The following is a 26228-nucleotide window of genomic DNA, read 5'->3' as shown; positions in this document are numbered from 1 at the left end:
TGAAAATTCCTGCATATTCTCTACGAATTGAGGAAGCATTATAAATTACCCATACGGAAAATATTCTTTATATTTTATCTCCAGATTGAGGTACTAATTATAGTTATAGAAATTTTGAAAATTGAATTATATGCCAATTTTCTGCAGGAATCGACACTGCATATTGCTTTAATTATTAATTTATGCCAGAAATGATAACGAATAGATTATATACATTTTATACATAACAATTTAATGGTAAGTAAAAATTATCATAATAACTTAATTAACACAAATAACGGTGATAATAATGAATGTCGATCCAAACATAACGAAATATGTTATCAAAGCAAAGATAGTAACTGACGGAGTTGTTGAAAAACCAGATGTTGTTGGTGCAATATTTGGTCAAACTGAAGGATTATTGGGTGAAGAATTAGATTTAAGGGATTTGCAAAAAAGTGGGAAAATTGGAAGAATTGAAGTTGAGATAGATACTAAAAAAGGCAGAACAGAGGGCTTTGTCCTTATTCCGTCCGGGCTTGACCAGGTTGAGAGTTCAATTCTTGCTGCTGCTCTTGAAACTATAGACAGAATAGGGCCCTGTAAGGCGAAGGTTGATATAGAAGACGTGGAAGACGTAAGAATTAACAAAAGAGATAAGGTTATACAGAGAGCCGAGGAATTGTATAAAAAAATGGGTACAAACGGGAAAAGCCTCAGTGAAAGTATTATCCAATCTGTAAGGGAAGAAGTCGAAAAAAAGGAGATTCTTTCCTATGGAGAGGAACACCTCCCTGCTGGACCGGCTGTTGGAACTTCAGATTCTATTATAGTTGTTGAAGGCAGAAATGATGTCCTTAATCTTTTAAGGTATGGCATAAAAAATACCATAGCTGTACAGGGAACAAGTGTTCCAAAAACGGTTAAAGAGCTTTCCAAAGCAAGGACTGTAACATTATTTGTTGATGGTGACCATGGGGGCGAACTAATAATAAAGGAAATGCTCCAGGTTGCTGATGTTGACTTTATAGCCAGGGCTCCACCAGGAACAGAGGTTGAGGAGCTTACATATAAGCAGATAGTAAAAGCACTTAAATACAAAGCACCTGTAAACCAGTATCTTGAATCCCACGGAATGATTGAGGAACTGAAGGAATTTACCGAGAAAAACAATAAAGCCATAGCAGATATGAACGTAAATACTACAGTTAAGGAGGAGCCCCAACAGAAGAAACAAGAGAAAGAGCCTAAACACGTGGAAACCGCTGAAGTGGAAGCACCGGTAATAGAGGAAATCAACGATATAAACGATCCAAGATTTGTGAGAAATAAATTGAACGAGTTATTTGAAAGCAAAGCCGTTGAAATTTATGATGATGCGGGAAATCCCATAGCAAGATATCCAGTATCCGATGCAGCTGAATTGATGCAGAGCGTAAAAAACGGAACAACAATTATCAGTGGCGGAGTAATATCCCAGAGATTTGTTGATATTGCTTTCAGCATGGGCGTAAAATCTATTTATGGCATGAAAATCGGACATGTGACAAAAAAACCGGATGAGATAAGGGTGGTTACATGGGAACATATGTAAATTATACAGAATACCCCGATACATCATTCATAAAAATCCCATCTAACCCCCTTGATAGAGTAATAGGGCAGGAAGAGGCTGTTCGCCTGGCATTGATTGCCGCAAAACAGAGAAGGAATCTTTTACTTGTAGGTCCACCCGGTGTTGGAAAATCAATGATAGCCCAGGCAATGTCATTTTACATTAGCAGGCCTGAGGAAGAAATAAGGGTTGTCCACAATCCTTCGTATCCTGAACGGCCGTTTATTGAGGTCAGGACAATTGCCGAAATTGAAAATGAAAAACACGAAATGAATTCGATAGAGGGAGAGATTATAGAACCAAAAGATGCACCTGATAATGTTGCACAGAGGCTGGGTTATAAATGCCCGCACTGTGGTTTTTACTCATCTCCTACGGAAAGTGTTTGCCCGAACTGCAACAACCCGAAGGTTGTAAACAACACACAGGGCCCATTTAATGATGTTTTCAATGTAATAGGAGTTGCTTTTGGTGTAAACAACAACAATGACAGGGTAACCCAGACAAGAAAAGTGGGAGATAAAGAGCAGATAGTTGTATACGAAAAATACGGTGACAAAATACGTGTCCTGGATGAAAAAACTCTGGAACGCAGGCGGAAGCTTGAGAAAAAGAGCCCGAGTAAGGTTATTGTGCCAATTGATAGGAATCCATTTGTGCTGGCAACTGGAGCCAGTGAAACAGAACTTTTAGGAGATGTAAGGCATGATCCCTATGGCGGGCACCCCCAGCTGGGGACTATGCCATATGAGAGGATTGTTGCCGGTTCAGTGCATATGGCCCACGAGGGTGTTCTTTTCATTGATGAAATCACACACCTGGGCAATCTACAGCGTTTTATCCTGACAGCAATGCAGGAGAGGAAATTCCCAATAGTCGGAAGAAATCCACAGAGTGCTGGAGCCAGCGTCAAGGTTGATGATGTGCCCACAGATTTTATTCTGGTAGCTGCTTGCAATATTCAGGACTTGCAATATATACTCAGCCCATTACGATCCAGAATTGTGGGTAATGGATATGAGGTATTAATGGAAAATTCCATACCTGATACCAAGGAAAACCGTATGAAATATCTCCAATTCATAGCACAGGAAATAAATGTAGATGGCAAGATTCCACATATGACTATGGATGCTGCTGATTTGATTATAAATGAAGGCAGGCGCAGGGCATTGGAAGAGCATAAAAGCAATGCTTTGACACTTAAATTGAGAGAACTTGGCGGCCTGATTCGCGCCTCCGGTGATATGTCAATTGAAAATGGGCACAAACTCATAGAAAAATCCGATGTTAAAGAGGCATTATCGCTTTATGTCCCGGTTGAGGAAAAAATAAAGAAGTACTACGGCAGCATGAATAACGCACTGGGTGAGGAAGCGACAGGTTCCCAGCGTGGGGAATACTATAATTACTACAACAACAGTGAGGACCGGTCATACCAGTGAACTACCTCATGCTAAAGCATAGAGACTTCCTGCTTCATTGACCATACTTTAACTTCACATAGGAGCTAATACTAAGCCATTCAAAGCCGGAGGCAATAATCTCCACAGGCGTAAATTCCCTGCCATCCTCAGGTACAATATAGGTGTTGATGCCTTATGTTTAAGTGCACCGGTTATTCCACCTATATCTATGGGTTTGATATTATTGTATAAGGCTTGCGATACATCATAATTATCTCAAAAATGTTTAATTTATTGTTATTTTAAAAATTATTCCATTCGTGGTATTTTAAAATTGTTTAAATATTAATTAATTATGAGATGTTGAACAATTCCAGAAATTCATCCACATCGTAAACTCAGTGGCTTTCTTTCTGGTAGAATGATTTGTAATTTTTTAAACCAAAAGCATTAATACATTTTACTTATGCACATTAAATGGCAATTCTACTTTTGTTTATCACTGTATTCGTGGCATTATTCGCAATAATGAATCCAATAGGTGCGGTTCCTATACTGATAACGCTTACAGATGGATACAGTCTGAAAGAACGGAAGGAAGTTATACGTAGAAGTGTGTACATGGCTTCCGGCATGGTTTTCGGATTTATGTTTCTGGGAGTTTATATTTTTGATATACTTGGAATTAGCATATACGATTTTGAAATAGCTGGAGGCATACTTCTTTTCAAGGTTGGTTTTGATATGCTTCAGGGGAAAACATCAACCACAAAGATAACAAATGCAGAACAGCAGGATTCAGCTGATCGGGAAGGCATAGCTATAGCACCGATAGGAACGCCTCTACTGGCAGGGCCAGGAACTATAACCACAGCAATTATTTACTTCAACAGAGCTGGAATAGACATATTTTCCAGGCTGATGGTAGTTCTAGCAGTAATACTTGTATTGATACTGGCGTTTATTATTCTCAGGTATTCCCTTCCCATATTCCAGAAAATCGGGAAGACCGGATCAATAGTAATATCAAGGATAATGGGATTGTTGCTTACTGCTATAGCTATTGACCTTATTACAACAGGTATCATCCATATTTTTCATGTGTGATAAATTTTCTGGAATAGAAGGCATAACTTAATTCCGTGATGCCTTAGTTAATGGCTGAGTTGTACCGGTTTTAATTATCCCCTGCTATTTGATATACTATAGTCAATAATTTCTATAAACTCATATATAGATGCTATGGCATAGCAACATACGGCGTTTCTCATACGGGGGTGTCTGGACGGAACATTTCCAGAACAGCTTGAAATTGTTCCTTCGATATTTGCCCGGGAGCTGTAGGTTGTGTATATGATGCGTAGGAATAATCGGAAACTAGATATGCAGATACTACTCTTAAAAAACTATTTTCCGAGCCCATAGGTATGTAAGCTAATTTTATCCCGTTCTTTTTTCTGTAAGCATAAAGGTAATTGAGGTCCTTGAGAAATTTTTCTATGTCAGTATATGCGAGTGCGATCTTGTAAATGTCAGGGTTGAATTCTGACATATCTTCTAACAGGGCTGGAACATCATCATTATTATCTCCGTGGAACGATATCATTAGCTTTGAGTTGTTAAATATATTTTTATTGAATATAAATGATTTAATATCAATGTCAATAACCGGCGGGTTGAATTTTAATGCAGTACCATATACTTTCTCTATTTCATTTTTATCTGCAGACCTGAATGTGAATATATAATCAACCTTATGTGAATTTAAATACATAAGCATATCTTCTAGATTTTTCAGGCTCTTATCATTAAAAAGGTCGTATCTGATTTCATAATGGCCCTTGAAATTATCTTTATTTTTGTCAAATTCCAGTTTCATCTGGCGGGAGTCAGGAAAAAACATTGACGTATATATAATGCATGAATTTTCAGGCATAATTGAATATACAACACTCATATAAAATTATATATAATGCATAGTACGATAAACCTTTTTACGATTGTGTCCATAATTTTGTGTATTTATAAAGGATACCTCTTCTGAAACATTTCTTTTATTTCATCATTGCATTTATAGTATCCGTTCATTTTCCTGAATGCATGCTTTGAATTGTATTCTATTGACTTATAGTAAAATACCTTCATTGCTGAATCCTCATCAGGGAATGATGATATTGTTTTTACCCTTCTCCTTACCTCTCCGTTTAGCCTTTCTATAGCATTGGTAGATTTCAATGATCTCCATATACTGGAAGGATAATTATAGAATCTTAATAATTTTCCCAGATTCTTTTCAGTATTGTATATTACCTTGGGATACTTACTCTCCCATTTATATTTAAAATCATTGAACTTTATTATAGCTTCTTCTTTATTATCACATTTAAACATCTTATTTGCGTCTATAGTTATTTCATCAATATCTTTCTCCCTTACATTGGATTTTAATCCCCTTGCATAGTGTATTGTACATAGCTGGAACTCTGATCTGGGATATATTTCCATTACTTCCTCATCCATATTCTTTATTCCATCTGCTACTATTAGTAATGGCTCCTTTAATCCTCTATTATATAGGTCTTCTAATACATCTTTATATGTATTATGTGATTCTTTAACTGTTAAATAGAATCCTAATACTTCGTATTCTCCTGTTTCTTTAATTCCTAAAGCAAATATAACTGGCTCCTTGTCTACATTCCCTCTTCTTAAATAGAAGAATAATCCATCCAGGAATATTGCTATATAACGTTTATCTAATGGCCTGTTAATAAACTTATAAACCTCTTCTATAGTTAAATCTGTTATTCTTGATATAGTAGATTTAGAATATTTATTTCCTAAAATATCCTCCATTATACCTGCTATTCTCCTTGTAGATATGCCATTGGAATACATTGATACTATAAGATCCTCTATACCTATCGACCTGCTATAGGGCTCTATTACCTTTGTATGGAAATTGCTATCCCTGTCTCTGGGGATATTTAACTGTTTTATTTCACCATACTTTGTCTTTAAATCTCTTTTATATTTCCCATTCTTTATTCCTGGATTATCTTCTAAATATGCATTTAATTCTATTTCCATTAATTTCTCTATTCTTTCCTTTATTGCTTCCTTTAATATTCTATCTATATCTACATTCTCAAGAGCCGATATGTTTATATCTGTATTTTCCATATTTTATTACCTCCTTGTGTTCAAAAGAGGTATACTTTCCTGTTATTTAATGATTAAATTCATTAGTAACAGGAGAGTTTATATTTACACATAATTACATACACAACCTTTTTACATAGAATACTATACCAGAATATGGATATGATAGAAATTAAAAAAGGCGGTGTGTACACAGTTGTTTCATCAAGCGGTGATGACAAGCCGATGATTACTGAAGGCGAATACGTGGGATATGCAATACTTGGTGAGGAAGGTTCCCTGGTTTTAAGAGTAAGCTCGGAGGGCAAGTCAAAATTAAGGCTTATACCTGTTGGAACAATATCATATATCGAATTCGATGAAGAGAATATAGTGTCAAAGAATAAGGAAGATGACAAAGGGAAAACAACATATTTTAATTAAATTTTTAAAATAGCATGATAAATTCTTCCATGAACCCTTATTTTAGAGTAATGGATGAACATCATACACCCACGCAGAATGAATGAGAAAAATCATATGTATCCTTATAACACTTTGAAATCAATAGCTTTGATTTCAAAACACTGAATTATAGCCCTTAAACAATATTTTTATACATATTAAACATGAAATAATATGGCCAGTGATAGACATATTAATTCTGTAATAGTTATAGGCGGGGGCAGTTCCGGAACCAGTATTGCGTATAATCTCGCAAACCGCGGAAAAAAGGTAAGGTTAATTGAAAGAGGGAATATAGCTTCCGGCAATACGGGAAAATCAAGTGCCCTTGTGAGAACACATTACAGCAATGAATTAATTTCATCACTTGCACTTTATTCTATCAGGGAATTTATGAATTTTGGCAATACTGGATATTCTGGTTTTACAAAGACAGGCATGGTATTCCCGTTTAAGGGCTCAAATGCTTTGGAAGCCAGCAAGAATTTTAAAATGTTGAAATCCCTTGGAATTAATGAAAAAGAAATTTCTCTGAAAGAAGTTAAAGAGTTTTTTCCGGATATAAGTACAGAAGGTTATGATTATATTTTATACGAACCGGATAGTGGGTATGCTGACCCGGTTGCCACTTCCAATGCATATGCATCGGCTGCAAAGAACCTTGGTGCAGAGATAGTTACCGGTAAATCAGTCAAAACCGTTTCTTCTGATAATAGTGGGGCTTATGTGGAAACCTATAAGGGGGAGAAATACTCTGCGGATGCCATAGTTCTCGCAACTAATACATGGACAAATGACTTGCTCCAGAGGTCAGGTGTTTCCAGTGCAGACCTTTTGCCTATATATGCTTCGGTACATGACACAATATATCTCAGAAGGCCTGAAGAATATACAGGAATAAAGCCTACATTATGGGATCCGCAAAATTCATCATATTACAAGATGGAGGGGGCTTCCATAACTGCTATAGGAAGCCTTGACCCTGCTATAGACACAAGAGAATTTGACCCGGATGGAGATATTGAAAACCACATAACAGATGAGTATATAGAACAGTATCTCGGAAAATTAACTGATAGGCTGCCTGGAATGGCTAATGCTTCTGTAATCTCAACCGTTTCCGGGTTATATGATATGTCACCAGATGGGCAGGCAATAATAGATTCATTGGCAGGAGTAGGGCTGGATAATGTATATGTATGTGCTGGCCTGAGCGGACACGGATTTAAATTATCACCTGCCTATGGGAGGATAGTGGCAGATATGTTGACGGTGAATGAACCGGAAAAAGCATTGTTTGACTGGCGTAACTTCTCTGCAAGCAGATTTAAAAGTAAAAAACCCATTAAATCTATGTATTCAGGGATAGGTACAATATATTAACTTTATAGAGAACAAAACCATGATTATTATTATATTAGGTAAGCCATCGGAGGGATTCGATCCCCCGACCTGCTGATTACAAATCAGCCGCTCTACCATGCTGAGCTACGATGGCGTAATTAGTGTATTAAAAATTATTATATAAAATTTCTATTTATTCGAAAAATAAAATTAAAATTTTATTCCTGGTGGTTGTATGCTTCCATTACATATTCAGCGAACTGGTCATCAGGATATGCGCCTGGAAAAGTCACATCATCATTTATTACTATGTGTGGGACAGCAGATACTCCAGCATCTGAGGCTTCCTTGTCAAATTCCAGGGATTCTATCATCTCACTCTTTATGTTTTTGTTCATCAGAGCAAATTTATGAGCGGTTATAACAGCCTTCGGGCAATACTGGCATGTGGGAGTCACGTAAACCTTAATTGTAATAGGTTTGTCTATTTTTGATATAAGGTCAACAGCTTTTTTGGAAACGTCGGCTTCTCCAACAGATACATTTTCAAGGTCCTCAATCAATGACCCGAATTCATACCCTGATGGAATTCCATAGTATATTATCCTTCCATCCTTATCATCATGCCTGGCTACTATTGTTGCAGGATATTTCTCAACACCATATTTCTCTACCATTTCCTTATCTTTTTCGTAGACATATTTAACAATGTTAATTTTGTCAGATAATGCGCCAACTTCATCAACAAGGGAAATGGTGTCCTTGCAATACTTGCAATCGCTACTTTCCGATGTAAATACAACCAGATCAACAGTATTTTTTAATTTTTTATCGAAATCTTCCCTAAGGAATTTTGCATCCTCGTCTCTTATTAAACTCATAATTATCTTTTTGATATTTTATTAAGTTATAAAAACTTTACTGCACAAATATGTATAGTGATATAATAATGTACCGGCAGTTATTCTCCCATAAAGTGCGGGATTAACTGGTTAATGCACATTATCTATGCTTTCCAGTTTATACATTATTCTGTCCATATTTAGAAGTCTTATAGTGGGCGCTCCATGAAGGATAGACAAAGTGGGTTATGCCCGGAAGTTTTAGCATTAAATAAATAATAATATCCTGAGATTAAGTAAACGGAAATCATAACCTGAAAATGCAGATCTTCCTTCTTCATTTCCTTTAAATTAATATAATAAATAATATTATCACACATATGACTGAAAAACTGTATTATAATGACATGTACGGACGGGAATTTGATGCCTCCGTGATTTCGGTTGAGGATAACTATGTGGTACTGGATAAAACATTATTTTATCCTACAAGTGGAGGCCAGCCAAACGATACGGGTATACTCAAAACTTCTAATGGTGAAATGAAGATAATAGATGTTATCCAGGAAGATGGAGAAATAAGGCATATAGCTGACAGAATAGAGAATGTTACACCCGGAGCCCATGTACATGGCGTGATAGACTGGGATAATAGGTATATACATATGAGATACCACACAGCAGTGCATATAATAGACGGTGTGGTGAATAATGATTATAAAAATGGGCTTCTAACCGGGGGGCAGATATATGATGACCATGCGAGGGTAGATTTCAGTTTCGATATAATTGACCGCGACCTTATAACGCAGATTATCTCAAAGGCGCAGGATGTTATAAATTCAGGGCGCAAAGTTTTTGCCCGTGAGATCAGCAGTGAAGAAGCACTGAAAATACCCGGGCTTGCCAGGACAGAACCAGGCAGGCAGTTAATAGAAAAATTGCCTGTTGTGCGTATTATAGAAATTGAGAATTTCGATTTCCAGGCTGACGGCGGGACACATGTAAAAAATACTGAAGAAGTTGGAAAAATAGAAATGCTAAAAATTGAAAATAAAGGAAAGGGGCACAAGAGGCTTAGCTTTAAGCTAGACTAACATCATCAACTAAAAAATCAGGCAATCTGGTAGATGGTGGTATGTCGCTTTCCTTTATAATAATATTTTTTCCTGAGATTTTGAAATAGCTGTTCAGGAATTTTTCTATGTAGTGGTTGTTTATCATCCCCATTGTACCTATCCTCAATGTTGTATTTGCAAGTTTTCCCATTCCCTTAGAAACAGTTATTCCATGTTCAGCCAATTTTTTTACCATATCCGGATCATTGTTGTAGAAACACACAACTGTGCTGGAGTATGTGTCTTTAGTTCCGAATATTTCAACACCCTTATCAGCAAGGGAAGACCTTATGAAATCGGCAGATGATGTTATCCTTTTTACCCTGCTGGCAAACCCTTCTTTTTCAAGTATTTTCAGGGCATAATTCAGTGAGATAAAGGCACCGGTTGATGGTGTGTAGGCCGTTTCGTTTTTTTCAAGAAAATTTAGTGAAGTTTTCAGGTCAAGATAAAATGGCGTATTTGTTGAAGCTTGCGACATCACATCATTATACGCTTCAATAGAGAGGAATATTATTCCAATTCCAGGGATAGAAGCCAGGTTTTTCTGGCTGCCTGTTACCATAGCATAAATTCCATTCATATCCATATTATAACCGGCGAAACCGGATACATCGTCAACAAGCAGTTTAGCACCTTTTTCTTTAACTATTTTAATGATTTCTGTAAGGTCTCTTATTGCGGTGCCATTGGAAGTTTCATTGTGGACAAGGAACAATTTATCAAAGTCCCTGCTGCGTATTTCTTCAAGAAGGGTGTCAATATTAAGCTGGTCATATCTGATAAACTGAGTGTTTGTGGTTTTTTTAGCTATTGAATCTATAAGCCTTTCTCCAAAGTTTCCATAGCTTATGGACAATACACGGTCATTATTGTTTATCAGGGAGAAAACCATGGTCTCTACGGCCAGTGTTCCGGATCCGGTAACCATTACTGTTTTATACGCTCCTGAAAATTTGTTGAGTAATGATTCATTTTCTTTGACAACATTCTTAAATTCTGGAGAACGATGGTTTGAAACAATGGACCCAGCATTTGAAACTGAATATGGGACTTCTACCGGGCCAGGTATTAGAAGCACTTTTACCACTCGTTAATTATATTGTCAGCGGTCATAATAGCAATCCGCTTCTGTGCTTCCTTTGTCTGTGCACCAAGATGTGGTGTGATCATGACATTGTCCAGCTTTAGCATTTCCAATTCATAGTCTTCCTTTGCAGGTTCATTCCAGAAAACATCGCTTACGAAAGCTGAAATTTTACCATTTTTTAGATATTTTAACATATCCTTGCCATTTATTGCCCTCGCCCTGGATGTATTGACTATGATTACTCCTTCCTTTAATTTTGATAGTTCATTGTCATTTAATATGTAAGGAGAATCTTTTCTCATTGTAACATTTATAGATATAACATCGGATTGTTCCAGTAATTCATCAAGTGAGACTTTCTTGACATATTCAGGGTATTCTACCGGCATAGGATCGTATGCAATAAATTTCATTTTGAATGTCCTGGAAGCATCAACTATTGCTTTTCCTATTCTTCCAAATCCTAAAATTCCTAGGGTTTTTCCCTCCAGTTCCATGCCCTTTAACTTTGTAAAATCATTCTTCCTTGTGTTTTCCATTCCTTTGTAAAGTGATCTGGCACCTATTACCATCATAGCAAGTGTAATTTCAACCACACTTTCAGTGGAAGAACCGGGTGCATATACAACTTTTATATGTTTTTCCTCTGCATAATCTGTATCTATGTTATCGACGCCAATTCCTGCCCTGGCAATTATTTTTAGTTTTTTTCCATTGGATATTACATCCTTTGTGATTTTTGTCCGGCTCCTGACAACAACGACATCATAATCCTTTATAACTTCAAGGAGCTCCTGTGGAGATATTTTTGGTTTATAATCTATTTCAAATTTATCCTTTAACTTGTCTGTCATAACATTGTCGACAGGGTCACATATCAGTACCTTTCCGTACATAGAAGAGAATGCCATTATTATTTATAACAATTTCTTTCTCGTTATAAAATTTTCATACAGCGTTAATTTTTGCCAGTTAATTGACATATAAGTTAAATCTTTGGAAATGCAGCTATATGTTAACAGTGGGAAGAAGTTCTATATTCTACAACAACCTGCTAGACTTCCAGCAAAATAAAAATATGTTCAGTTCCTGGAAATTATAAAATTCTATATAAAGTATTTATATTATGCAGGATTGAACATCTATGCAGCTTGTATTCGACGAATATTTTAAAATCTATCCGGTTAAAAAAAGAATAGTTGAGGGGCTGTATGCCAGTGGAATTTCCATAGTAAACGAAAAATTTTACTTAAATAATATTGAAATTCCCCTTAGTAGCATTGCCACTACATTAAAGGTTAACAGGCGTACATTATATGAGACAATAAAATTCGTAAATAAGAATCCTGTAGTTAAAGAAATTATGGAAAACGTTTCAGTGTTGCCGGACACAAAAAAAATCTCCCTTCTAATGAAAAATGAAGTGGTTACCATTTTCATTGATAAGGGAATGTATTTCAAAGTGGTACCTGAAATAATGAGAATACTGGAAAAGCAAATGTCAAATATCAAAGAGATATATTCGATAAATTCAGATTATGAAACAAGTTTTATCAGGCTAATTTTTTACAATGAGGTTGAAGAGGAGGTATTCAAGAAGTTTAACAATGTAACTGGCATTAATAAAATTCTAATTGACTCCCCCCGGGAAATAGATGTTATCTGTGATAAATGTGAAATAAAAATATGCCCGCATAAGATATCAACAAGTTTTAAAGAGCATAGTATATATAAATAATTATATAAATGGCTGTATAATAGAAAATTATATATACAGACGTATTTTGTTATATCGTGGACCAGAGACAGCAGTTAATCAGGGACATATACGATTTCCTTAAAAGAAATGATTTTGTAGTGTCAGAGCCAGATCTATATGGCCTTGTCACATTTGATTTAATTTGCAGGATAGGAGATGAACGGTATATTCTTAAAATCCTGTATAATGTGAATACATTCAGCAGAATCGGAGTTGTTCCACTTATCAAAATGAGTGCAATGACAGGGTCGAAAACACTCATAATAGGAGAAAAGGCAGGGAACAATATGCTTGAAAGGGGCGTACTGTATTTCAGGCACGGAGTACCAATACTTTCATTTGAAAGCTTTAAGGATTATATCGCAGGTGAGCCCCCATTTATATATTCTGCACCGGGAGGATTTTATGTCGGGATTAATGGGCAGAAAATGAGAATATTGCGTGAACAGAACAATTATTCCATAGGATATATAGCACAGAAGCTTGGTGTATCAAGAAGGTCTGTATCACTTTATGAATCTGGCAGTTCAGCAACAATTGATATTTATTTGAAGCTCGAGTCTATATTGAGAGGAGATATAAGCAGAAACGTGGATGTGTCTATTTCAAACGAGGAGCCAATGCCGGTTAATGCAGCAAGTGGCTTTATAAACGAAGTGCTTACAGTAATGAATAATATAGGCTATATTTCCGAATATATAAGCAGGAATCCCTTTGATGGGCTTTCATACAATTCAGATTCGCATCTAATCATAGGGGCATTCAATAGTGTAAATGAAAATACAAATAGAATAGTATCCATAAAGAAAATCAGCGAGGTCCTTGGAGATATACCTGTATTGATTAATAAGGAGAACTCTAACAAACGCAATATACATGGATGCACAATAATAAGTTTCAATGAGCTTAGAAAAATTTATGATGTTGATAGCTTTAATGAATTCCTAGAAAAATAAAAATGATGCATAAAATTAATGATAGATTTTACATATTCGGTGGAGTAAAAGGATTGGTGAGGGATGGCGATGAGCTAAGGAAAGAACTTTTAGAAAAGCGTCCGGATATAGTTTTTATTACAATAGCACCTGAACAGGTAGATGGTATGAAAGAGTTCCTGGAAGACCCATTTGAAATGAATCTCTCAGATTACGAGATTTTGTATGGAATCAATCTTTCCAGATACGGTGAGGTAATGACCCCATCACCTGTCTATATAGAGGCTACAAGATATTGCAAGGAGAACGATATAGAAATGATCGGGCTTGACATGGATGAAGGAGAATACCAGATAATTTACAGCAAATATGTAAAAACAACAGACCTTCTCAGGCATTCTATGCGAAAGAAAAAGGTAAGCAAGTATAAATTCGACGCTGAAACTCCAGAGGAATTTGTGGAATCCTGGAATAATGTGGTAGATTTAAAATCCTTTAAAAAAGTAAATGCTGAAAGGAAAAAATACATAATAGAAAGAATAGACAGCCTGCAAAAGGAATACAGTGACAGAAATATATTCTGTATAGTCGATTATGATTATTATAAGGATGTTTTAAACCATTTTGAAAATAGATATTAAATTTTATCCTTGAATATTATGTAAACTTCCCTGCTATGCTGCCTTGATGCATTCGGCTTTGTAACCTTGTAATAGTTAAAATAAACCTTCCACTTATTTACAAATGCCATAGTTGAGTCCCCCTGAAACTGCTTTAAAACAACATTTCCACCCGGTGACAACAGATCTATTGAAAGGTTCATGACATTATCGCACAGAAGATAAGATCCCATATGGTCCCGGTCATAATTGCCGCTGGTTTTGATCATAGCATCGGATAGAACTGTTGATACTGAGCTTATACCAAGGGAATCCATAGCAATTTTAATTTTTTCTGATAATTCTGGATCATTTATATTGCCCTGCACAAATGTCACATTTTCAATAGGATCCATGGGGCTAATGTCAATTGCTATTACAGGCTTTTCCGTTAATTTCTGGACTACCTGGGTCCATCCACCTGGAGATGAACCGAATTCAATCACATAATCGGTTTTCCATATTACATTAAACTTGGATTGTATTTCCAGAAGCTTATATGAGGCGCGGCTCCTGAAATTATCCTTTTTTGCCCTGGTATAATATCTGTCTTTTCTATTCATGCTTAATTTTATTCTCCTATGTATGATTTATATTCTGCCGCAGTCATGGAATCGTATTTATTATCGGTTAACTTTATTTTAACAAGCCAGTTTGTATAGCAATCAGAATTTACCAGTTCGGGCTTTTTATCCAGTTCTTCATTTGTTTCTATTACCTCTCCAGTGACGGGGAAAAATACATCCTCTGCGGATTTTACTGATTCTATTGTTAAAAGGGTCTCTCCTGCCTTTTTTACAGTGCCTTTCTTAGGCATATCAACATAAACTATATCTGTAAGTTGATGCTGTGCAAAATCTGTGATGCCAACGGTAGCCACATCTCCATCAATTTTAAACCATTCGTGTGATTTGGTATATTTTAAATTTTCCGGTATTTTAGACATAATACTGTATAAATATTAAATATAAAAATGCATAGGCAGTATTGCGGATTAAAATGCCTGGTCTATTTTCTTTTCCCTTATTTCTTCTGCCATTATGCCCATAAATTCATCCATGCCATATTCCCTGGTCTTATCCTTTCTGTTTCTCACTGAAAGTGTATTATTTGCAAGTTCTTTTTCTCCCACTACCAGAATATATGATGGCCTCATAGTTCTGATAAGCTTTATCTTCTTTGATATTGTCCCGTCGGATATGTCAACCTTTGATCTGATGCCTTTTTCTCTCATTTTCTTATTTATTTCCGTTGCATATTCGTTATATGCCTCTGACACTGGTATTATGTATGCCTGTAACGGGGTTAGCCATAATGGAAGTTTCCCATTGAAATGCTCCAGAAGTATGGCTATGAATCTTTCGTAGCTTCCGTATATAGCACGGTGTATTATTACCGGCCTTACCTTAGTGTCATTTTTGTCTATATAATAGAGGTCAAAATTGGCTGGCATAAAGAAGTCTATCTGTATGGTAGATAGCTGCCACAGGCGGCCAAGGGCATCCTTTATATGTACATCTATTTTCGGGCCATAAAACGCAGCTTCGCCTGGATATTCGGTATATTTTAATTTCAATTCTTCAAGTGCTTTCCTGAGGTTTTCAGTGGCATTATCCCACATTGAAAAATCGGAATTTAATTGTTCAGACCCGCATGCCGGGCATTTATATTCCTGTGCCGCTGCCCTTAGCATGAATTTTTCTCCACAACTGGAACATTCATATGACATTAGATAGTTCTCAGGATGCTGTTTGTCCATTACACTGAGATCGTATGTAATTTCCTCTGTGCCAAGTATAGTTTTGAATATTGATGGGATAATTTTAAGCAAAGATATGGTTTCATCAAATATCTGGTCTTCCCTTACAAAGCCATGCCCATCATCTATGGTAAAGCCCCTGGGTCTTGTCAATCCCCCCATTTCTCCCGATTTTTCATATCTGTAAACTGTGCCTGCTTCTGAATATTTAACAGGCATATCACGGTAGCTGTAAACACTTCTCTGGAATATTGCTATATGCCCTGGGCAGTTCATAGGCTTTAACCCGTAATTGTCACCATTCGGGAGGGTAAAAAGAAACATATCATCCTTATACTTATAATAATGGCCAGATTGTTTCCATATAATGTCTTTGAACGCATGTGCGGTCCATACCTCTTCCCACCCACTTTTTTCGTTCAGTTCTTTCATATAATTTATCAATTCATTCCTGATTATTGCACCGTTAGGGGCGTAAAAAGGCATTCCGGGTGCACGTTCATTATCAAATGTAAATAGATCCATTTCCTGGCCTATTTTCCTGTGGTCCCTCTTAATAGCTTCCTCCCTGCGCAGCAAAAATGCTTTTAACTGTTTTTTATCCGGGAAAGCGGTTCCGTATATCCGGATCATTTTATCCTTGTTTACGTCACCTTCGTAGTTGGTACTTGATATTGACAGCAATTTAAAAGCACCAATATATCCTGTTGATGGTACGTGTGGCCCCCTGCAGAACTCTTTATAATTTCCTTGGATATATATGCTTGAGTTTTCTCCATCCGGAACATTTTCATTTATCTTGTCAAGTTTATATTTATTATGGCTAAATTCTTTAATAATTTCGTTCTTCGGCAGTATTTTTCTCGTAATAGGTATATTTGCCTGCACCAGTTCCTGCATTTTCTCCTCTATTAAAGGAAAATCTTCTATGGATACGGGCTTCATATTGAAATCGTAATAAAATGTATCTTCACTTTCGTTGCTGGTATTTGGTAGTGCGTTGGGATATAATTTAACGATAGCATTGGCAAGTAAATGGGCGGTGCTATGAAGCAGTATTTTTTCCCCCTCAGGCGAATTAATTTGAATAAATTCTACCTCGCCATTATCCGGAGCCACGTCGCTGAGATCATATAATTTGTTTAGAAATCTTGCAGCCACAATGCTGTGCCCCGATTTTTCAGGAACTGCATCCTGAAACTGTTTACCCTTATGTATATTAAAAAGTTGCTTTGAATCCATTATATGCAATATTTCATACGTATATTAATTTATTTTTACTCTCCTGCTATTTTCAATAATAAAAGGTAAATACGGTAATGTAATTTTTATATATGTACAATGTTATAGTTTGCGGGAATGATTATTCCATTATGAAGACAATTTTAAAGCAAATTGGAAACTTGAAGAATTCTATGCCTGATGCCAACATAGAAGTTGTATTTAACAGGTCTGCAGTTAAAGCTTTGCTTAAAGGGGATGAATTTATGCCGAAAATCAAAGAAATTATAGATTCAGGCGTTAAGATAAATGCATGCAAAAACACGCTGAAAGAAATGAAGTTGAGCGAAGATGATGTGGATAAAGGATCTGGAATTGGCATAGTTACAGCTGCGGTAGAGGAAATTGTAAGGAAACAGGCTGAGGGATATTTTTATCTCCAATTATAAGAAAGTTTTATTTTTTTATTTACAATGAAAAAAGACTGGATATCTATAAAAATGCAGGTGCCGGGATTTGAACCCGAGTCGAAAGCTTGGAAGGCTTCCGTGCTACCAGGCTACACCACACCTGCTTAATCCATAAGGGCAAATGTATTTATTTATTTTTCTATTTTAACCACAATTAATATTATTAAGATATACCTAAGAACGTTATAGTTTCATGGGTTGTTACACGTGAATTTTCAGTGATGTTAATAGATTCGGTTGACTTGGCTGTAGGCGCCGTTAAGTTAAAGGACACATATCCCGTACTACGATCATATGTATTGTTTATAAGTTTCCCATGTTCCTGTATTGTTATGCCGGTTATATTGTACTTATAGTTGGTGAAGTATCTTAACTGGAAACTGTGTCCTCCTAAAAGTTCGTATTGTTTATCAGTTTCACTTAATTTAGTCCAGTTCCCATTATGCATATATTCGAGGTCTATTACCTCAGGGCCCGAAACAACATGTAATGGTGGGTTCAGGGCGATTATCCAGAATACCAGCCATGTAATAATCAACTCAAGGTACATTAATAATTTATGTGTTGTCTGTTTCGGTATCGCTATTTTGAATAATGTTATAATACTCCTCAGGAAGTATATAACTACTATAATTAGTATTATTGAAATATACCAGTATCCATAAATTTCAAGTTCCCCGGAAAGAAGCCCTATTAACGCTCCTGTTATAAAGACGGATATTATAGCTTTTGCCCTTTCCCTCTCATATGTGAGGTACTGCCTTTTATCGAATTTCGGTTCCTCAAACAATGGTTCTTCATTTTTTTTGGGATTTTGCCGTGGATTTTGACCGGGATTTGCCATAAATTTACCTATTACCCATTAATGAAACTAACCTATTTATTGGTTTCGCATTTTTAATAATTCCTGAAGCAATTAGAACTCCAGCAGCTCCCAGAGCCATAGATGTATCTACATCCTCCTTTGTTTTCACGCCTGCACCCACAAGCAGTTTTGTTCTACCTTTGCATATCTCTGCTGCCTGTCCTATTATTTCCGGCCTGGCCGTTGAAACAGATATGTCTCCGCCAATAAGTTCAGGGGGTTCGTATGCTATATATGCTGGTTCCAGTTTGGAATATTTTTCAGCTTCATCGAGGTTCTCCACGCAGAGTATGATTTTAAAACCCAATTCTTTTGATTTTTTAACTATAGACTCGATTATTGAACTATCAACCCTTTTTTCAGAATGGTTCAGAAGCGATCCTTTAACACCCAGGTCAAGCAAGGATTCCATAGAAACTGAACCTGTAAATGCACCATATCCATTTGAATCTACATGCTGGCCATAAATGTGCAATTCAGGGAATGATTTTTGAAGGTATAGGTCTGTCTCTGCCACGCAATAGTAGAGACTGTCTTGATTTTTTATTGACTTAAAATCAGCTAAAAGTTTTTCCGAATTGGTTCCAACAGCATTGTTATAATGTTTAAAATTTATAAATATCTCAGGTTCCATAATGCCATATCACGCACTAAAATATAATATTATAACATTGGTTATTTAACGGAAAAACTATGCTACATATCTTTTTTGAATAAATTGCCTGTATGTCATGTTTCCTGCATTTCTATAGAATTGTATATATAATTTATATTTACACAATAATAATAATCAATAATGTTTAAATAATGTGTATTAATATACAGATTATGATAACAGCAATGAATAAAGAAATAATACCTGATAACTGGTACAATGTAGTTCCTGACCTTCCAGAACCCCTGGCACCACCAAGGGATTCAAAGAGTGATATATCATCAATCAATTTGCTCAATAAAATTTTGCCAAAGGAAGTTTTGAAACAGGAATTTACATTCAAAAGATATGAAAAAATTCCCGATGAGGTAATGGAAGCATATGAACAGATAGGTAGACCTACACCTCTCATAAGAGCCAAGAATCTTGAAAAAAAACTTGGCTATTCCGGAAAAATATACTATAAATACGAAGGGGCTACTGCTACAGGTTCCCATAAAATAAATACAGCCATACCACAGGCATATTATGCTATGAAGGAAGGAGTAAAAGGAGTTACCACAGAAACAGGTGCCGGGCAATGGGGATCAGCAACTGCACTTGCAGCATCACTCTACGGGCTTCCTTCACAGATTTTTATGGTAAAAATTAGTTTTGAGCAGAAACCATTGAGAAAAACCGTTATGAACCTTTATAATGGAAATGTTGTGGCTAGCCCTTCTACTTTAACTGCATACGGAAGGAAAATATTAAAAGAACATCCGGACACGCCGGGAACTCTAGGAATTGGAATTAGCGAAGCAGTGGAATATGCACTTGATAATGATTACAGATATATGGTTGCCAGTGTAATGAATGTATCACTTACACACCAGAGTGTTATAGGCCAGGAAACGAAGAAACAGCTTGAACTCATTGGAGAGCATGCAGATGTATTGATAGGATGTGTAGGGGGAGGAAGCAATTTCGGTGGTTTTACATTCCCATTTATACCTGATGGGGATGATACAGAGATAATAGCAACTACCGCAAATGAAGTACCGAAGTTTTCCAAAGGTGATTATAAATATGACCTTATGGATTCTGCAGGCATTCTGCCACAGGTAAGAATGTATTCACTGGGTGCGGATTTTGTGCCACCTACAATTTATGCTGGAGGACTGAGATACCATGGTGCATCACCATCACTATCACTTCTGATCAATAAAGGCAGAATTAAAAGCGATGAGGTCACTGAGGAAGAGGTAAAAGAAGCTTTAAGAACGTTTGCAAATACACAGGGGATAATTGCTGCACCTGAATCTGGGCACGCAATTGCAAGCGCGATAAAGTATGTAAAAGCCCATATAAATGAGAAAAAAACTATCGTTGTCAATGTCAGCGGACATGGGTATCTGGACCTTTCAATATTCGGTGAGAAAAAATGAAGAACCTTATACCATATTTTACACTTGGATATCCGGATAATGAAACACTTTCACATTTTCTTGACCTCATCCCGGTTGATAAAATAAATTATATTGAATTCGGTTTTCCCTCGAATGACCCGAGATATGATGGGCCTGTTATAAGAAAAACACATAATGTTGGCAACATAAATTTCTCAGATGATTTTTATAAGAAATATTTTGACTACTTCCATAAAAACCATGTAAAAATGTATTCCTTATCCTATTATTCTGACATAAAGGCTCGATTTGATGATTTCATTGATTACCTCCAGAAAAGAAATTTTTCAGGAATAATAATACCTGACCTGATTATTGATTATTACAGTGAAGGCAAGGAAATAATTAATAAATTGAACGATCGTGGTTTCGAATATATACCATTTTTTTCACCATCTACTCCGGACTCCATAATAAAGAATGTGTCTTCCATGACAAAATCATGGATTTACTACGGCCTCCAGCCTTCCACTGGCATTGATATACCCTACGAACTTGACTATACAACAGAGAGAATTAATGAATTGCTTCCAGGCAGGGAAATTACATACGGATTCGGAATTAAAACGGATGATGATATTAGAAACCTTATGAAAAATGGAGGGTCAGGAGTAGCCATAGGAACTTACCTTATTAAGATGACAGAAGCAGGCGACGAGAATGGATTTATAGACTATATCAATAAAATGAGGGGTGTGCTTGATGAATAATGATATCAACTATGCCGCAACAGGAAATGAGATAATAAAAGCAAGGGATACCATGATGGAACTTGTAGACAGCCCTGATTCTGCAAAAATTTCATTTCTTACAGATATCCACAATAGAGGTGAAACACCTGCAGAGATTGCTGGATTTGCCATGGCATTGAGGGAACTTTCATCGTTAAACTTAAATTATCCTGAATTAACAGATGTGGTAGGGACAGGCGGTGATGGAAAAAATACTGTCAATGTAAGCACAGGAGTGAGCATATTGCTTGCATCCATGGGAATTAAAACAGCCAAACATGGAAATTTTGGGGTCACCGGGCACCATGGCAGTGCTGACTTCATGAAATATATGAATTATAATTTTAAAATGGATAAAAACACAATTATTGAAAATATATCAAGGAAAAATTATGTATATATTCTAGCTCCAGAGTATAACAAAAGTTTTGCAAAATTTTCAGCAGCCAGGAAACAGATCAGTTTCAGAACTGTGTTCAATATACTCGGGCCCCTGACAAACCCGCTTAATCCAGCCCGTGTTGTTCTTGGAACATACAGTGAAGATCTGGCAGAATTATATGCAAAGGTAATAAAAGAAGAGAAAAAGAAAGGTTTTATCGTGCATGGCTCAGATGGCATGGATGAGATATCTCCCTCCAGCAAAAGTACACTGTACAGGGTGGATGGCCATTTGGATAAAATTACAATAGACCCTGAAAAACTGATAGGGCATAGCATAAACCCTGAGGATGTTTCCACCACTGATTCCATAAAAAGTTTTGAAATGCTGCTGGATGGGCTTTCAGGGAGAAATAAGAATGTCATGGAATTTATTGCCATTAACGCTTTGCCGGCTGTACTTTTAAACCAGAAAGCAGACAGTTTTGAAGAAGCATACGATCTTTCCGTTGATTTTATACAGAGGGGGAAGGCCATTGAAAAATTAAAGGAGGTATGCAGATGAAAGTAAAAGTTTGCGGCATAACCAGAATTGAAGATGCTGAATATGCAATCAAAATGGGTGCAGATTTAATCGGTGTTATACTGGACCCTGAAGTCGGGCGGCATGGAAGCCAGGCGTTGATAAGGGAGATAAAAACAAAATACCCTTCTACCCCTGTTGCCGGTGTATACACATCTATGCCTGAACATTCAGGTTATGAGGATTACATTCAGCTCCATTTCAACCATTCGGAAGAAGATATTATTGCAGCTAAAAAGGCATTTAATAAGAAAATTATCTCTGTTATAGATTTCCATGTGGATGGAATAGCTGATAAGGTGGATTCACACATGAAGTCCGGCGCTGAAATCATACTTCTTGAGGACAGGTCCGGGATTATAAACAGGATAGACCAGGTAAAGGAATTGCCCGGAGACAGGTTGGGAATAGCAGGAAAAATTGATTCAAACAATGTGCAGAAGCTTCTTGCAACAGATCCGTATCTTGTTGATGTAAGCAGTTCTCTGGAAGAGTACACAGGCAAAAAATCATTTAAAAAAATAGATGAGTTTTTCAATAAAATTGGTGAGTATTATGCTGTTAGACAGAATCAATGAATTCAAAGGAAAAAACTTTGCATATTTCTGCAAATTTGATGATGAAAGGCGTACTGGAACCGAAACGCTTTTTGTTTCTGGCGAGGAACCGGTAAATGTATACAATGATGCCATCAACCATATGAACAATGAGTTTGCTGGGATAATAAAATCTGGAAAAAATATTCCGGTGATTGTATCATACGACTTCATTGATGATATATATCCAGATATTAAATTGAAGAGATCTTCATGGCCAGAGGTTTCCTACATAATACCGGAAGAGGAATTTAGCGGTACATATATCAGGGAAAAAGAACAGACAACCATAGCAAATGGTGTCCTCGATGATAATGAGCTGGAGGGAAAAATAGGAGATGCAATAAAAAGGATAAAAAATGGCGATCTTCTCCAGATTGTATTGTCCAGGAGATTTGACCTTGATAATTATGACCCATTATATGTGGCAAAAAAATTCCTGAAAAATGATAAATCACTCTATGTTTATTATTATAAATTCGGTGACCTTGAGGTAATAGGAAGCTCACCGGAAAACCTACTTTCAGTTCAAAACGGGACAATAACCATATATCCGGTGGCTGGCACGAGGAAAAGGGGCAAATCAGAATCTGAAGATAAAGACCTTGAAAATGACCTGAAAAATGACCAGAAGGAGCTTTTAGAACACAGGATGCTTGTTGACCTTGCAAGAAATGACCTTGGAAGAATATGCTATCCCGGATCGGTTGATGTATTAAGTTCAATGGAAATAAGGAAATTTGCCAGTGTAATGCATATAGTAAGCACGGTATCAGGAAAACTTGAAGAGTATGCACCGGGAAATATTTTACGGTCGGTATTCCCTGCTGGAACAGTAAGCGGGGCACCGAAAAAAAAAGCTATAACCCTGATCAATGGATATGAAGATATGCCGAGGGGTGCATATGCAGGGGCACTCGGAATAATAGGAAATAATGGGATGGACCTTGCCCTTTTAATCAGAAGCCTTTTCAAATCAAAAAATGAAAACTATACACAGGCAGGTGCTGGAATAGTTAAGGATTCTGTCCCCTCCAGTGAGATTGCAGAGATGTACTCAAAGATTTTAACTGTAACAGGTGGTTTATATGAAAAAAATATTAATTATTGATAATTACGATTCCTTTGTTTATAATATATACCAGTATATAAGTTCCCCTGAAATACATGTGGATATTAAGACAAACGATAACTTAGCAGACCTTGAACCCTATGATGGATATATAATTTCTCCGGGACCAGGAAATCCAAAGAATAGTGAAGATCGTGGAGGGCTTTATGAATTCATAGATAGGAATAAAGAAGCTAAATTCCTTGGAGTATGCTTCGGCAACCAGATACTGGGATACTATCTGGGTTCTGATATTACACTGTCAAAAAGGTTGATGCATGGCCAGCCGGACACTATATCCCACGGAGATTCACCATTATACAGGGACGTACCGGAAAAGTTTACTGCAATACGTTACCACTCACTTGTACTGGAGCCGGGAAGCAATATCATAGTGGATGCGGTTTCTGAAACAGATGGGGAGATTATGGGATTTCATTCTAAGGATGGGAGATTTTTTGGGGTCCAGTACCATCCAGAGAGCTATTATTCTGAATATGGAAAGCAGATATTCAAAAATTTTGTTGATGCCATATGATAGTTGATGAAATATACAGCAAGAATAGTGAAAGAAAACTACAGGAATTTAATATGAGGGAGAGGGGCATTATAAGCCTTAAAGACGCCCTGGAGAAAAATCAAAACGGTCCCGGGATCATAGCTGAGTACAAGAGGAAATCACCATCAGGTTTCAGCAATAAATCAAATACTGACATACTTAAATACTTTGATGGTATACAGAGAATCATCGCTGGAATCAGTATTTTAACGGAAGCTCAATACTTTGGTGGAACACCGTTAGATGCGGAAGCCGTGCAATGCTATAACAAACCAATCCTCATTAAGGATTTTATCTCCAGTGAATCCATGATAAAATCCTCATATATGTCAGGTGGAGATGCCTTCCTGCTTATATGCGATTTCCTTGATTACAACAGAATAAAAAAGCTGGTGCAGTATGGAAAAAAAATAGGGATGGATGCCCTGGTGGAAGTACATGATCCTGCCAGTGCAAAAAACATATTCCCGGATGAGAATGTAATACTGGGATATAATAGAAGAAACCTGAAAACATTGAAAATGGAGGATAACTCAGAGGAAATGTATGATAACCTTAAATCATACGGGCTTCCAGTAGTACTGGAAAGCGGCATAAACCATGAAAACATAAATAAGCTCCATATAGAAAAATACCAGGGGCTGCTCATAGGGTCATCATTACTTTCCGGCGATACGATAAGGTGGTAATATGGTTGACATAAAAATAAATGACGAAATCAGGCTTACAGATGATAAATTTCTCATGATAGCAGGGCCATGCTCCGTTGAAAGTGAGGAACAGATTATCAGGGTTGCCACGCAATTAAGGAAAATTGGGGTCAATGTGCTGAGAGGAGGCGCATTCAAACCAAGAACATGCCCTGATTCCTTCCAGGGCCTTGGAGAAGAAGGGCTAAAATTGCTGGCTAAGGCAAGGGATGCCACAGGAATGGCAATTATAACCGAGGTTATGGACATGGATGAATTGCCACTTGTTGCAGAATATGCAGATATTCTCCAGGTAGGATCAAGAAATTCACAGAATTTTTCACTCCTTAAAAAGATTAGCAGGTACGATAAACCGGTACTGTTGAAGAGAGGGTTCGGGAATACTGTTGATGAACTGATATCATCTTCAAAGTATCTTTCCATGAATGGCAATAAGAGGATTATGTTTTCAGAACGTGGAATAAGGACATTTGAACAATCGACAAGGTTTACACTTGATATCTCAGCCATTCCTGTCCTGCATGAAAAAACTGAATACCCGGTGATAATAGATCCGAGCCACCCGGCAGGGGTTAACAGATATGTAGAACCACTGGCACTGGGTGGTACAGCCGCAGGCGCTGATGGCCTGATGATAGAAGTCCATCCTGACCCACCAAAGGCACTCAGTGATTCAGCCCAGCAACTTACCGTCCCGCAATTCCAGAATTTATATACAAAGGTAAAGAATATAAATGCAGTTCTAGGGAAAACAGTAATATGAGAAATATATAATTGTTACAA

The 26228-nt window shown here is 36.8% G+C and carries 28 protein-coding genes and 2 tRNA genes; 18 read left to right on the top strand and 12 right to left on the bottom strand.

Features of this window, described 5'->3' with window-relative positions:
* The first annotated feature begins 289 nt into the window (after positions 1-289).
* The 3 genes from dnaG (at position 290) to fad_RS00620 (ending at position 4110) form a co-directional block, all read left to right on the top strand.
* The gene (gene dnaG, locus fad_RS00630; protein WP_009887134.1) at positions 290-1576 is read left to right on the top strand and encodes a DNA primase DnaG; all 1287 of its coding nucleotides are present in this window, start codon (positions 290-292) and stop codon (positions 1574-1576) included.
* Positions 1561-3042 (top strand): ATP-binding protein, encoded by a 1482-nt coding sequence (locus fad_RS00625; RefSeq protein WP_081141365.1) that lies wholly within the window; start codon positions 1561-1563, stop codon positions 3040-3042. Before dnaG ends, fad_RS00625 begins: the two co-directional genes overlap by 16 nt.
* A gap of 438 nt (positions 3043-3480) precedes the next feature.
* A complete protein-coding gene (locus fad_RS00620) occupies positions 3481-4110 on the top strand; it encodes a MarC family protein (RefSeq protein ID WP_081141364.1) in 630 nt (209 codons plus the stop codon).
* Positions 4111-4270: 160 nt separating this feature from the next.
* Here the strand turns inward: fad_RS00620 and fad_RS00615 are convergent, their stop codons facing one another.
* Both fad_RS00615 and fad_RS00610 read right to left on the bottom strand, forming a co-directional pair.
* Entirely contained in the window at positions 4271-4939 is a 669-nt protein-coding gene (locus fad_RS00615; RefSeq protein WP_196795607.1) for a type I 3-dehydroquinate dehydratase, read from the bottom strand.
* A gap of 86 nt (positions 4940-5025) precedes the next feature.
* Positions 5026-6186, bottom strand: a complete 1161-nt coding sequence (locus fad_RS00610; protein ID WP_081141361.1) for an IS256 family transposase — start codon at positions 6184-6186, stop codon at positions 5026-5028.
* A gap of 135 nt (positions 6187-6321) precedes the next feature.
* Here fad_RS00610 and fad_RS00605 point away from each other — a divergent pair, with 135 nt between their 5' ends.
* Together fad_RS00605 and fad_RS00600 are read left to right on the top strand one after the other, a co-directional pair.
* Entirely contained in the window at positions 6322-6588 is a 267-nt protein-coding gene (locus fad_RS00605) for a hypothetical protein (RefSeq protein ID WP_009887130.1), read from the top strand.
* A gap of 195 nt (positions 6589-6783) precedes the next feature.
* A complete protein-coding gene (locus tag fad_RS00600; protein WP_081141359.1) occupies positions 6784-7992 on the top strand; it encodes an NAD(P)/FAD-dependent oxidoreductase in 1209 nt (402 codons plus the stop codon).
* 41 nt (positions 7993-8033) lie between these two features.
* Here fad_RS00600 and fad_RS00595 read toward each other — a convergent pair.
* Together fad_RS00595 and pdo are read right to left on the bottom strand one after the other, a co-directional pair.
* Positions 8034-8107, bottom strand: a tRNA-Thr gene (locus fad_RS00595).
* Between the two features lie 64 nt (positions 8108-8171).
* A complete protein-coding gene (gene pdo / locus fad_RS00590) occupies positions 8172-8834 on the bottom strand; it encodes a protein disulfide oxidoreductase (protein ID WP_081141358.1) in 663 nt (220 codons plus the stop codon).
* A 341-nt stretch (positions 8835-9175) separates the two neighbouring features.
* Between pdo and alaXM the strand changes: the two genes are divergently transcribed.
* On the top strand, positions 9176-9892 hold the full coding sequence (gene alaXM / locus fad_RS00585) for an alanyl-tRNA editing protein AlaXM (protein ID WP_081141356.1): 717 nt from the start codon (positions 9176-9178) through the stop codon (positions 9890-9892).
* Here alaXM and fad_RS00580 read toward each other — a convergent pair.
* Together fad_RS00580 and fad_RS00575 are read right to left on the bottom strand one after the other, a co-directional pair.
* Positions 9879-10994, bottom strand: coding sequence for a pyridoxal-phosphate-dependent aminotransferase family protein (locus fad_RS00580; RefSeq protein WP_081143132.1), 1116 nt, complete (start codon positions 10992-10994; stop codon positions 9879-9881). The two genes, alaXM and fad_RS00580, sit on opposite strands and share 14 nt — an antisense overlap.
* 2 nt (positions 10995-10996) lie before the next feature.
* A complete protein-coding gene (locus fad_RS00575) occupies positions 10997-11899 on the bottom strand; it encodes an NAD(P)-dependent oxidoreductase (RefSeq protein ID WP_081143131.1) in 903 nt (300 codons plus the stop codon).
* A gap of 248 nt (positions 11900-12147) precedes the next feature.
* Between fad_RS00575 and fad_RS00570 the strand changes: the two genes are divergently transcribed.
* The 3 genes from fad_RS00570 to fad_RS00560 are packed head-to-tail and all read left to right on the top strand — an operon-like array spanning position 12148 to position 14338.
* A complete protein-coding gene (locus tag fad_RS00570; RefSeq protein WP_081141355.1) occupies positions 12148-12741 on the top strand; it encodes a hypothetical protein in 594 nt (197 codons plus the stop codon).
* A gap of 56 nt (positions 12742-12797) precedes the next feature.
* Positions 12798-13718: a transcriptional regulator gene (locus fad_RS00565; protein WP_081141353.1), complete on the top strand. Its 921-nt coding sequence runs from the start codon at positions 12798-12800 to the stop codon at positions 13716-13718.
* 2 nt (positions 13719-13720) lie between these two features.
* On the top strand, positions 13721-14338 hold the full coding sequence (locus fad_RS00560) for a hypothetical protein (RefSeq protein ID WP_081141352.1): 618 nt from the start codon (positions 13721-13723) through the stop codon (positions 14336-14338).
* Here fad_RS00560 and fad_RS00555 read toward each other — a convergent pair.
* The 3 genes from fad_RS00555 to fad_RS00545 are packed head-to-tail and all read right to left on the bottom strand — an operon-like array spanning position 14335 to position 17357.
* Positions 14335-14919: an SAM-dependent methyltransferase gene (locus tag fad_RS00555; protein ID WP_081141350.1), complete on the bottom strand. Its 585-nt coding sequence runs from the start codon at positions 14917-14919 to the stop codon at positions 14335-14337. The two genes, fad_RS00560 and fad_RS00555, sit on opposite strands and share 4 nt — an antisense overlap.
* An 8-nt stretch (positions 14920-14927) precedes the next feature.
* Complete coding sequence (gene gcvH / locus fad_RS00550) at positions 14928-15302, bottom strand: glycine cleavage system protein GcvH (RefSeq protein WP_081141349.1); 375 nt, start codon at positions 15300-15302, stop codon at positions 14928-14930.
* A 48-nt stretch (positions 15303-15350) separates the two neighbouring features.
* Positions 15351-17357 (bottom strand): threonine--tRNA ligase, encoded by a 2007-nt coding sequence (locus fad_RS00545; protein WP_081141347.1) that lies wholly within the window; start codon positions 17355-17357, stop codon positions 15351-15353.
* A gap of 92 nt (positions 17358-17449) precedes the next feature.
* On the opposite strand from fad_RS00545, the gene fad_RS00540 reads away from it, so the two are divergent.
* Positions 17450-17785 carry a DsrE family protein gene (locus tag fad_RS00540; RefSeq protein WP_081141346.1) on the top strand — a complete coding sequence of 112 codons (336 nt, stop codon included), beginning with the start codon at positions 17450-17452 and terminating at the stop codon, positions 17783-17785.
* Positions 17786-17837: 52 nt separating this feature from the next.
* Here fad_RS00540 and fad_RS00535 read toward each other — a convergent pair.
* From fad_RS00535 to tpiA, 3 genes are all read right to left on the bottom strand, one after another.
* Positions 17838-17910, bottom strand: a tRNA-Gly gene (locus fad_RS00535).
* Between the two features lie 59 nt (positions 17911-17969).
* Positions 17970-18650, bottom strand: coding sequence for a hypothetical protein (locus fad_RS00530; RefSeq protein ID WP_081141344.1), 681 nt, complete (start codon positions 18648-18650; stop codon positions 17970-17972).
* Between the two features lie 4 nt (positions 18651-18654).
* On the bottom strand, positions 18655-19305 hold the full coding sequence (gene tpiA, locus fad_RS00525; protein ID WP_081141343.1) for a triose-phosphate isomerase: 651 nt from the start codon (positions 19303-19305) through the stop codon (positions 18655-18657).
* Between the two features lie 194 nt (positions 19306-19499).
* On the opposite strand from tpiA, the gene fad_RS00520 reads away from it, so the two are divergent.
* From fad_RS00520 to aroF, 8 genes are read left to right on the top strand one after another with little or no spacing between them, the layout of a single operon-like run.
* Positions 19500-20753 (top strand): TrpB-like pyridoxal phosphate-dependent enzyme, encoded by a 1254-nt coding sequence (locus fad_RS00520; RefSeq protein ID WP_081141341.1) that lies wholly within the window; start codon positions 19500-19502, stop codon positions 20751-20753.
* Positions 20750-21484 carry a tryptophan synthase subunit alpha gene (locus fad_RS00515; RefSeq protein ID WP_081141340.1) on the top strand — a complete coding sequence of 245 codons (735 nt, stop codon included), beginning with the start codon at positions 20750-20752 and terminating at the stop codon, positions 21482-21484. Before fad_RS00520 ends, fad_RS00515 begins: the two co-directional genes overlap by 4 nt.
* A complete protein-coding gene (trpD, locus tag fad_RS00510) occupies positions 21477-22451 on the top strand; it encodes an anthranilate phosphoribosyltransferase (RefSeq protein ID WP_081141338.1) in 975 nt (324 codons plus the stop codon). The genes fad_RS00515 and trpD overlap by 8 nt, the downstream gene beginning before the upstream one ends.
* Positions 22448-23047 carry a phosphoribosylanthranilate isomerase gene (locus tag fad_RS00505; protein WP_196795605.1) on the top strand — a complete coding sequence of 200 codons (600 nt, stop codon included), beginning with the start codon at positions 22448-22450 and terminating at the stop codon, positions 23045-23047. The genes trpD and fad_RS00505 overlap by 4 nt, the downstream gene beginning before the upstream one ends.
* Positions 23025-24176 carry a chorismate-binding protein gene (locus fad_RS00500; protein WP_196795604.1) on the top strand — a complete coding sequence of 384 codons (1152 nt, stop codon included), beginning with the start codon at positions 23025-23027 and terminating at the stop codon, positions 24174-24176. Before fad_RS00505 ends, fad_RS00500 begins: the two co-directional genes overlap by 23 nt.
* Positions 24154-24714: an anthranilate synthase component II gene (locus fad_RS00495; protein WP_081141333.1), complete on the top strand. Its 561-nt coding sequence runs from the start codon at positions 24154-24156 to the stop codon at positions 24712-24714. The genes fad_RS00500 and fad_RS00495 overlap by 23 nt, the downstream gene beginning before the upstream one ends.
* The gene (locus fad_RS00490) at positions 24711-25424 is read left to right on the top strand and encodes an indole-3-glycerol-phosphate synthase (protein WP_081141332.1); all 714 of its coding nucleotides are present in this window, start codon (positions 24711-24713) and stop codon (positions 25422-25424) included. The genes fad_RS00495 and fad_RS00490 overlap by 4 nt, the downstream gene beginning before the upstream one ends.
* A 1-nt stretch (position 25425) precedes the next feature.
* The gene (aroF, locus tag fad_RS00485) at positions 25426-26208 is read left to right on the top strand and encodes a 3-deoxy-7-phosphoheptulonate synthase (protein ID WP_009887107.1); all 783 of its coding nucleotides are present in this window, start codon (positions 25426-25428) and stop codon (positions 26206-26208) included.
* Positions 26209-26228 lie beyond the last annotated feature (20 nt).

Source organism: Ferroplasma acidiphilum, assembly GCF_002078355.1.
Classification (GTDB): Archaea; Thermoplasmatota; Thermoplasmata; order Thermoplasmatales; family Thermoplasmataceae; genus Ferroplasma; species Ferroplasma acidiphilum.
The sequence above is the reverse complement of the archived record's forward strand: the minus strand, read 5'-3'. Positions and strand labels throughout refer to the sequence as shown.

What these genes read in the sequence shown, in the direction of transcription:
- dnaG (WP_009887134.1), top strand. Translation starts at nt 290, where the DNA reads ATGAATGTCGATCCAAACATAACGAAATATGTTATCAAAGCAAAGATA.
- fad_RS00625 (WP_081141365.1), top strand. Translation starts at nt 1,561, where the DNA reads ATGGGAACATATGTAAATTATACAGAATACCCCGATACATCATTCATA.
- fad_RS00620 (WP_081141364.1), top strand. Translation starts at nt 3,481, where the DNA reads ATGGCAATTCTACTTTTGTTTATCACTGTATTCGTGGCATTATTCGCA.
- fad_RS00615 (WP_196795607.1), bottom strand. Translation starts at nt 4,939, where the DNA reads ATGCCTGAAAATTCATGCATTATATATACGTCAATGTTTTTTCCTGAC.
- fad_RS00610 (WP_081141361.1), bottom strand. Translation starts at nt 6,186, where the DNA reads ATGGAAAATACAGATATAAACATATCGGCTCTTGAGAATGTAGATATA.
- fad_RS00605 (WP_009887130.1), top strand. Translation starts at nt 6,322, where the DNA reads ATGGATATGATAGAAATTAAAAAAGGCGGTGTGTACACAGTTGTTTCA.
- fad_RS00600 (WP_081141359.1), top strand. Translation starts at nt 6,784, where the DNA reads ATGGCCAGTGATAGACATATTAATTCTGTAATAGTTATAGGCGGGGGC.
- pdo (WP_081141358.1), bottom strand. Translation starts at nt 8,834, where the DNA reads ATGAGTTTAATAAGAGACGAGGATGCAAAATTCCTTAGGGAAGATTTC.
- alaXM (WP_081141356.1), top strand. Translation starts at nt 9,176, where the DNA reads ATGACTGAAAAACTGTATTATAATGACATGTACGGACGGGAATTTGAT.
- fad_RS00575 (WP_081143131.1), bottom strand. Translation starts at nt 11,899, where the DNA reads ATGTACGGAAAGGTACTGATATGTGACCCTGTCGACAATGTTATGACA.
- fad_RS00570 (WP_081141355.1), top strand. Translation starts at nt 12,148, where the DNA reads ATGCAGCTTGTATTCGACGAATATTTTAAAATCTATCCGGTTAAAAAA.
- fad_RS00560 (WP_081141352.1), top strand. Translation starts at nt 13,721, where the DNA reads ATGATGCATAAAATTAATGATAGATTTTACATATTCGGTGGAGTAAAA.
- fad_RS00555 (WP_081141350.1), bottom strand. Translation starts at nt 14,919, where the DNA reads ATGAATAGAAAAGACAGATATTATACCAGGGCAAAAAAGGATAATTTC.
- gcvH (WP_081141349.1), bottom strand. Translation starts at nt 15,302, where the DNA reads ATGTCTAAAATACCGGAAAATTTAAAATATACCAAATCACACGAATGG.
- fad_RS00545 (WP_081141347.1), bottom strand. Translation starts at nt 17,357, where the DNA reads ATGGATTCAAAGCAACTTTTTAATATACATAAGGGTAAACAGTTTCAG.
- fad_RS00540 (WP_081141346.1), top strand. Translation starts at nt 17,450, where the DNA reads ATGTACAATGTTATAGTTTGCGGGAATGATTATTCCATTATGAAGACA.
- fad_RS00530 (WP_081141344.1), bottom strand. Translation starts at nt 18,650, where the DNA reads ATGGCAAATCCCGGTCAAAATCCACGGCAAAATCCCAAAAAAAATGAA.
- tpiA (WP_081141343.1), bottom strand. Translation starts at nt 19,305, where the DNA reads ATGGAACCTGAGATATTTATAAATTTTAAACATTATAACAATGCTGTT.
- fad_RS00520 (WP_081141341.1), top strand. Translation starts at nt 19,500, where the DNA reads ATGATAACAGCAATGAATAAAGAAATAATACCTGATAACTGGTACAAT.
- fad_RS00515 (WP_081141340.1), top strand. Translation starts at nt 20,750, where the DNA reads ATGAAGAACCTTATACCATATTTTACACTTGGATATCCGGATAATGAA.
- trpD (WP_081141338.1), top strand. Translation starts at nt 21,477, where the DNA reads ATGAATAATGATATCAACTATGCCGCAACAGGAAATGAGATAATAAAA.
- fad_RS00505 (WP_196795605.1), top strand. Translation starts at nt 22,448, where the DNA reads ATGAAAGTAAAAGTTTGCGGCATAACCAGAATTGAAGATGCTGAATAT.
- fad_RS00500 (WP_196795604.1), top strand. Translation starts at nt 23,025, where the DNA reads ATGCTGTTAGACAGAATCAATGAATTCAAAGGAAAAAACTTTGCATAT.
- fad_RS00495 (WP_081141333.1), top strand. Translation starts at nt 24,154, where the DNA reads ATGAAAAAAATATTAATTATTGATAATTACGATTCCTTTGTTTATAAT.
- fad_RS00490 (WP_081141332.1), top strand. Translation starts at nt 24,711, where the DNA reads ATGATAGTTGATGAAATATACAGCAAGAATAGTGAAAGAAAACTACAG.
- aroF (WP_009887107.1), top strand. Translation starts at nt 25,426, where the DNA reads ATGGTTGACATAAAAATAAATGACGAAATCAGGCTTACAGATGATAAA.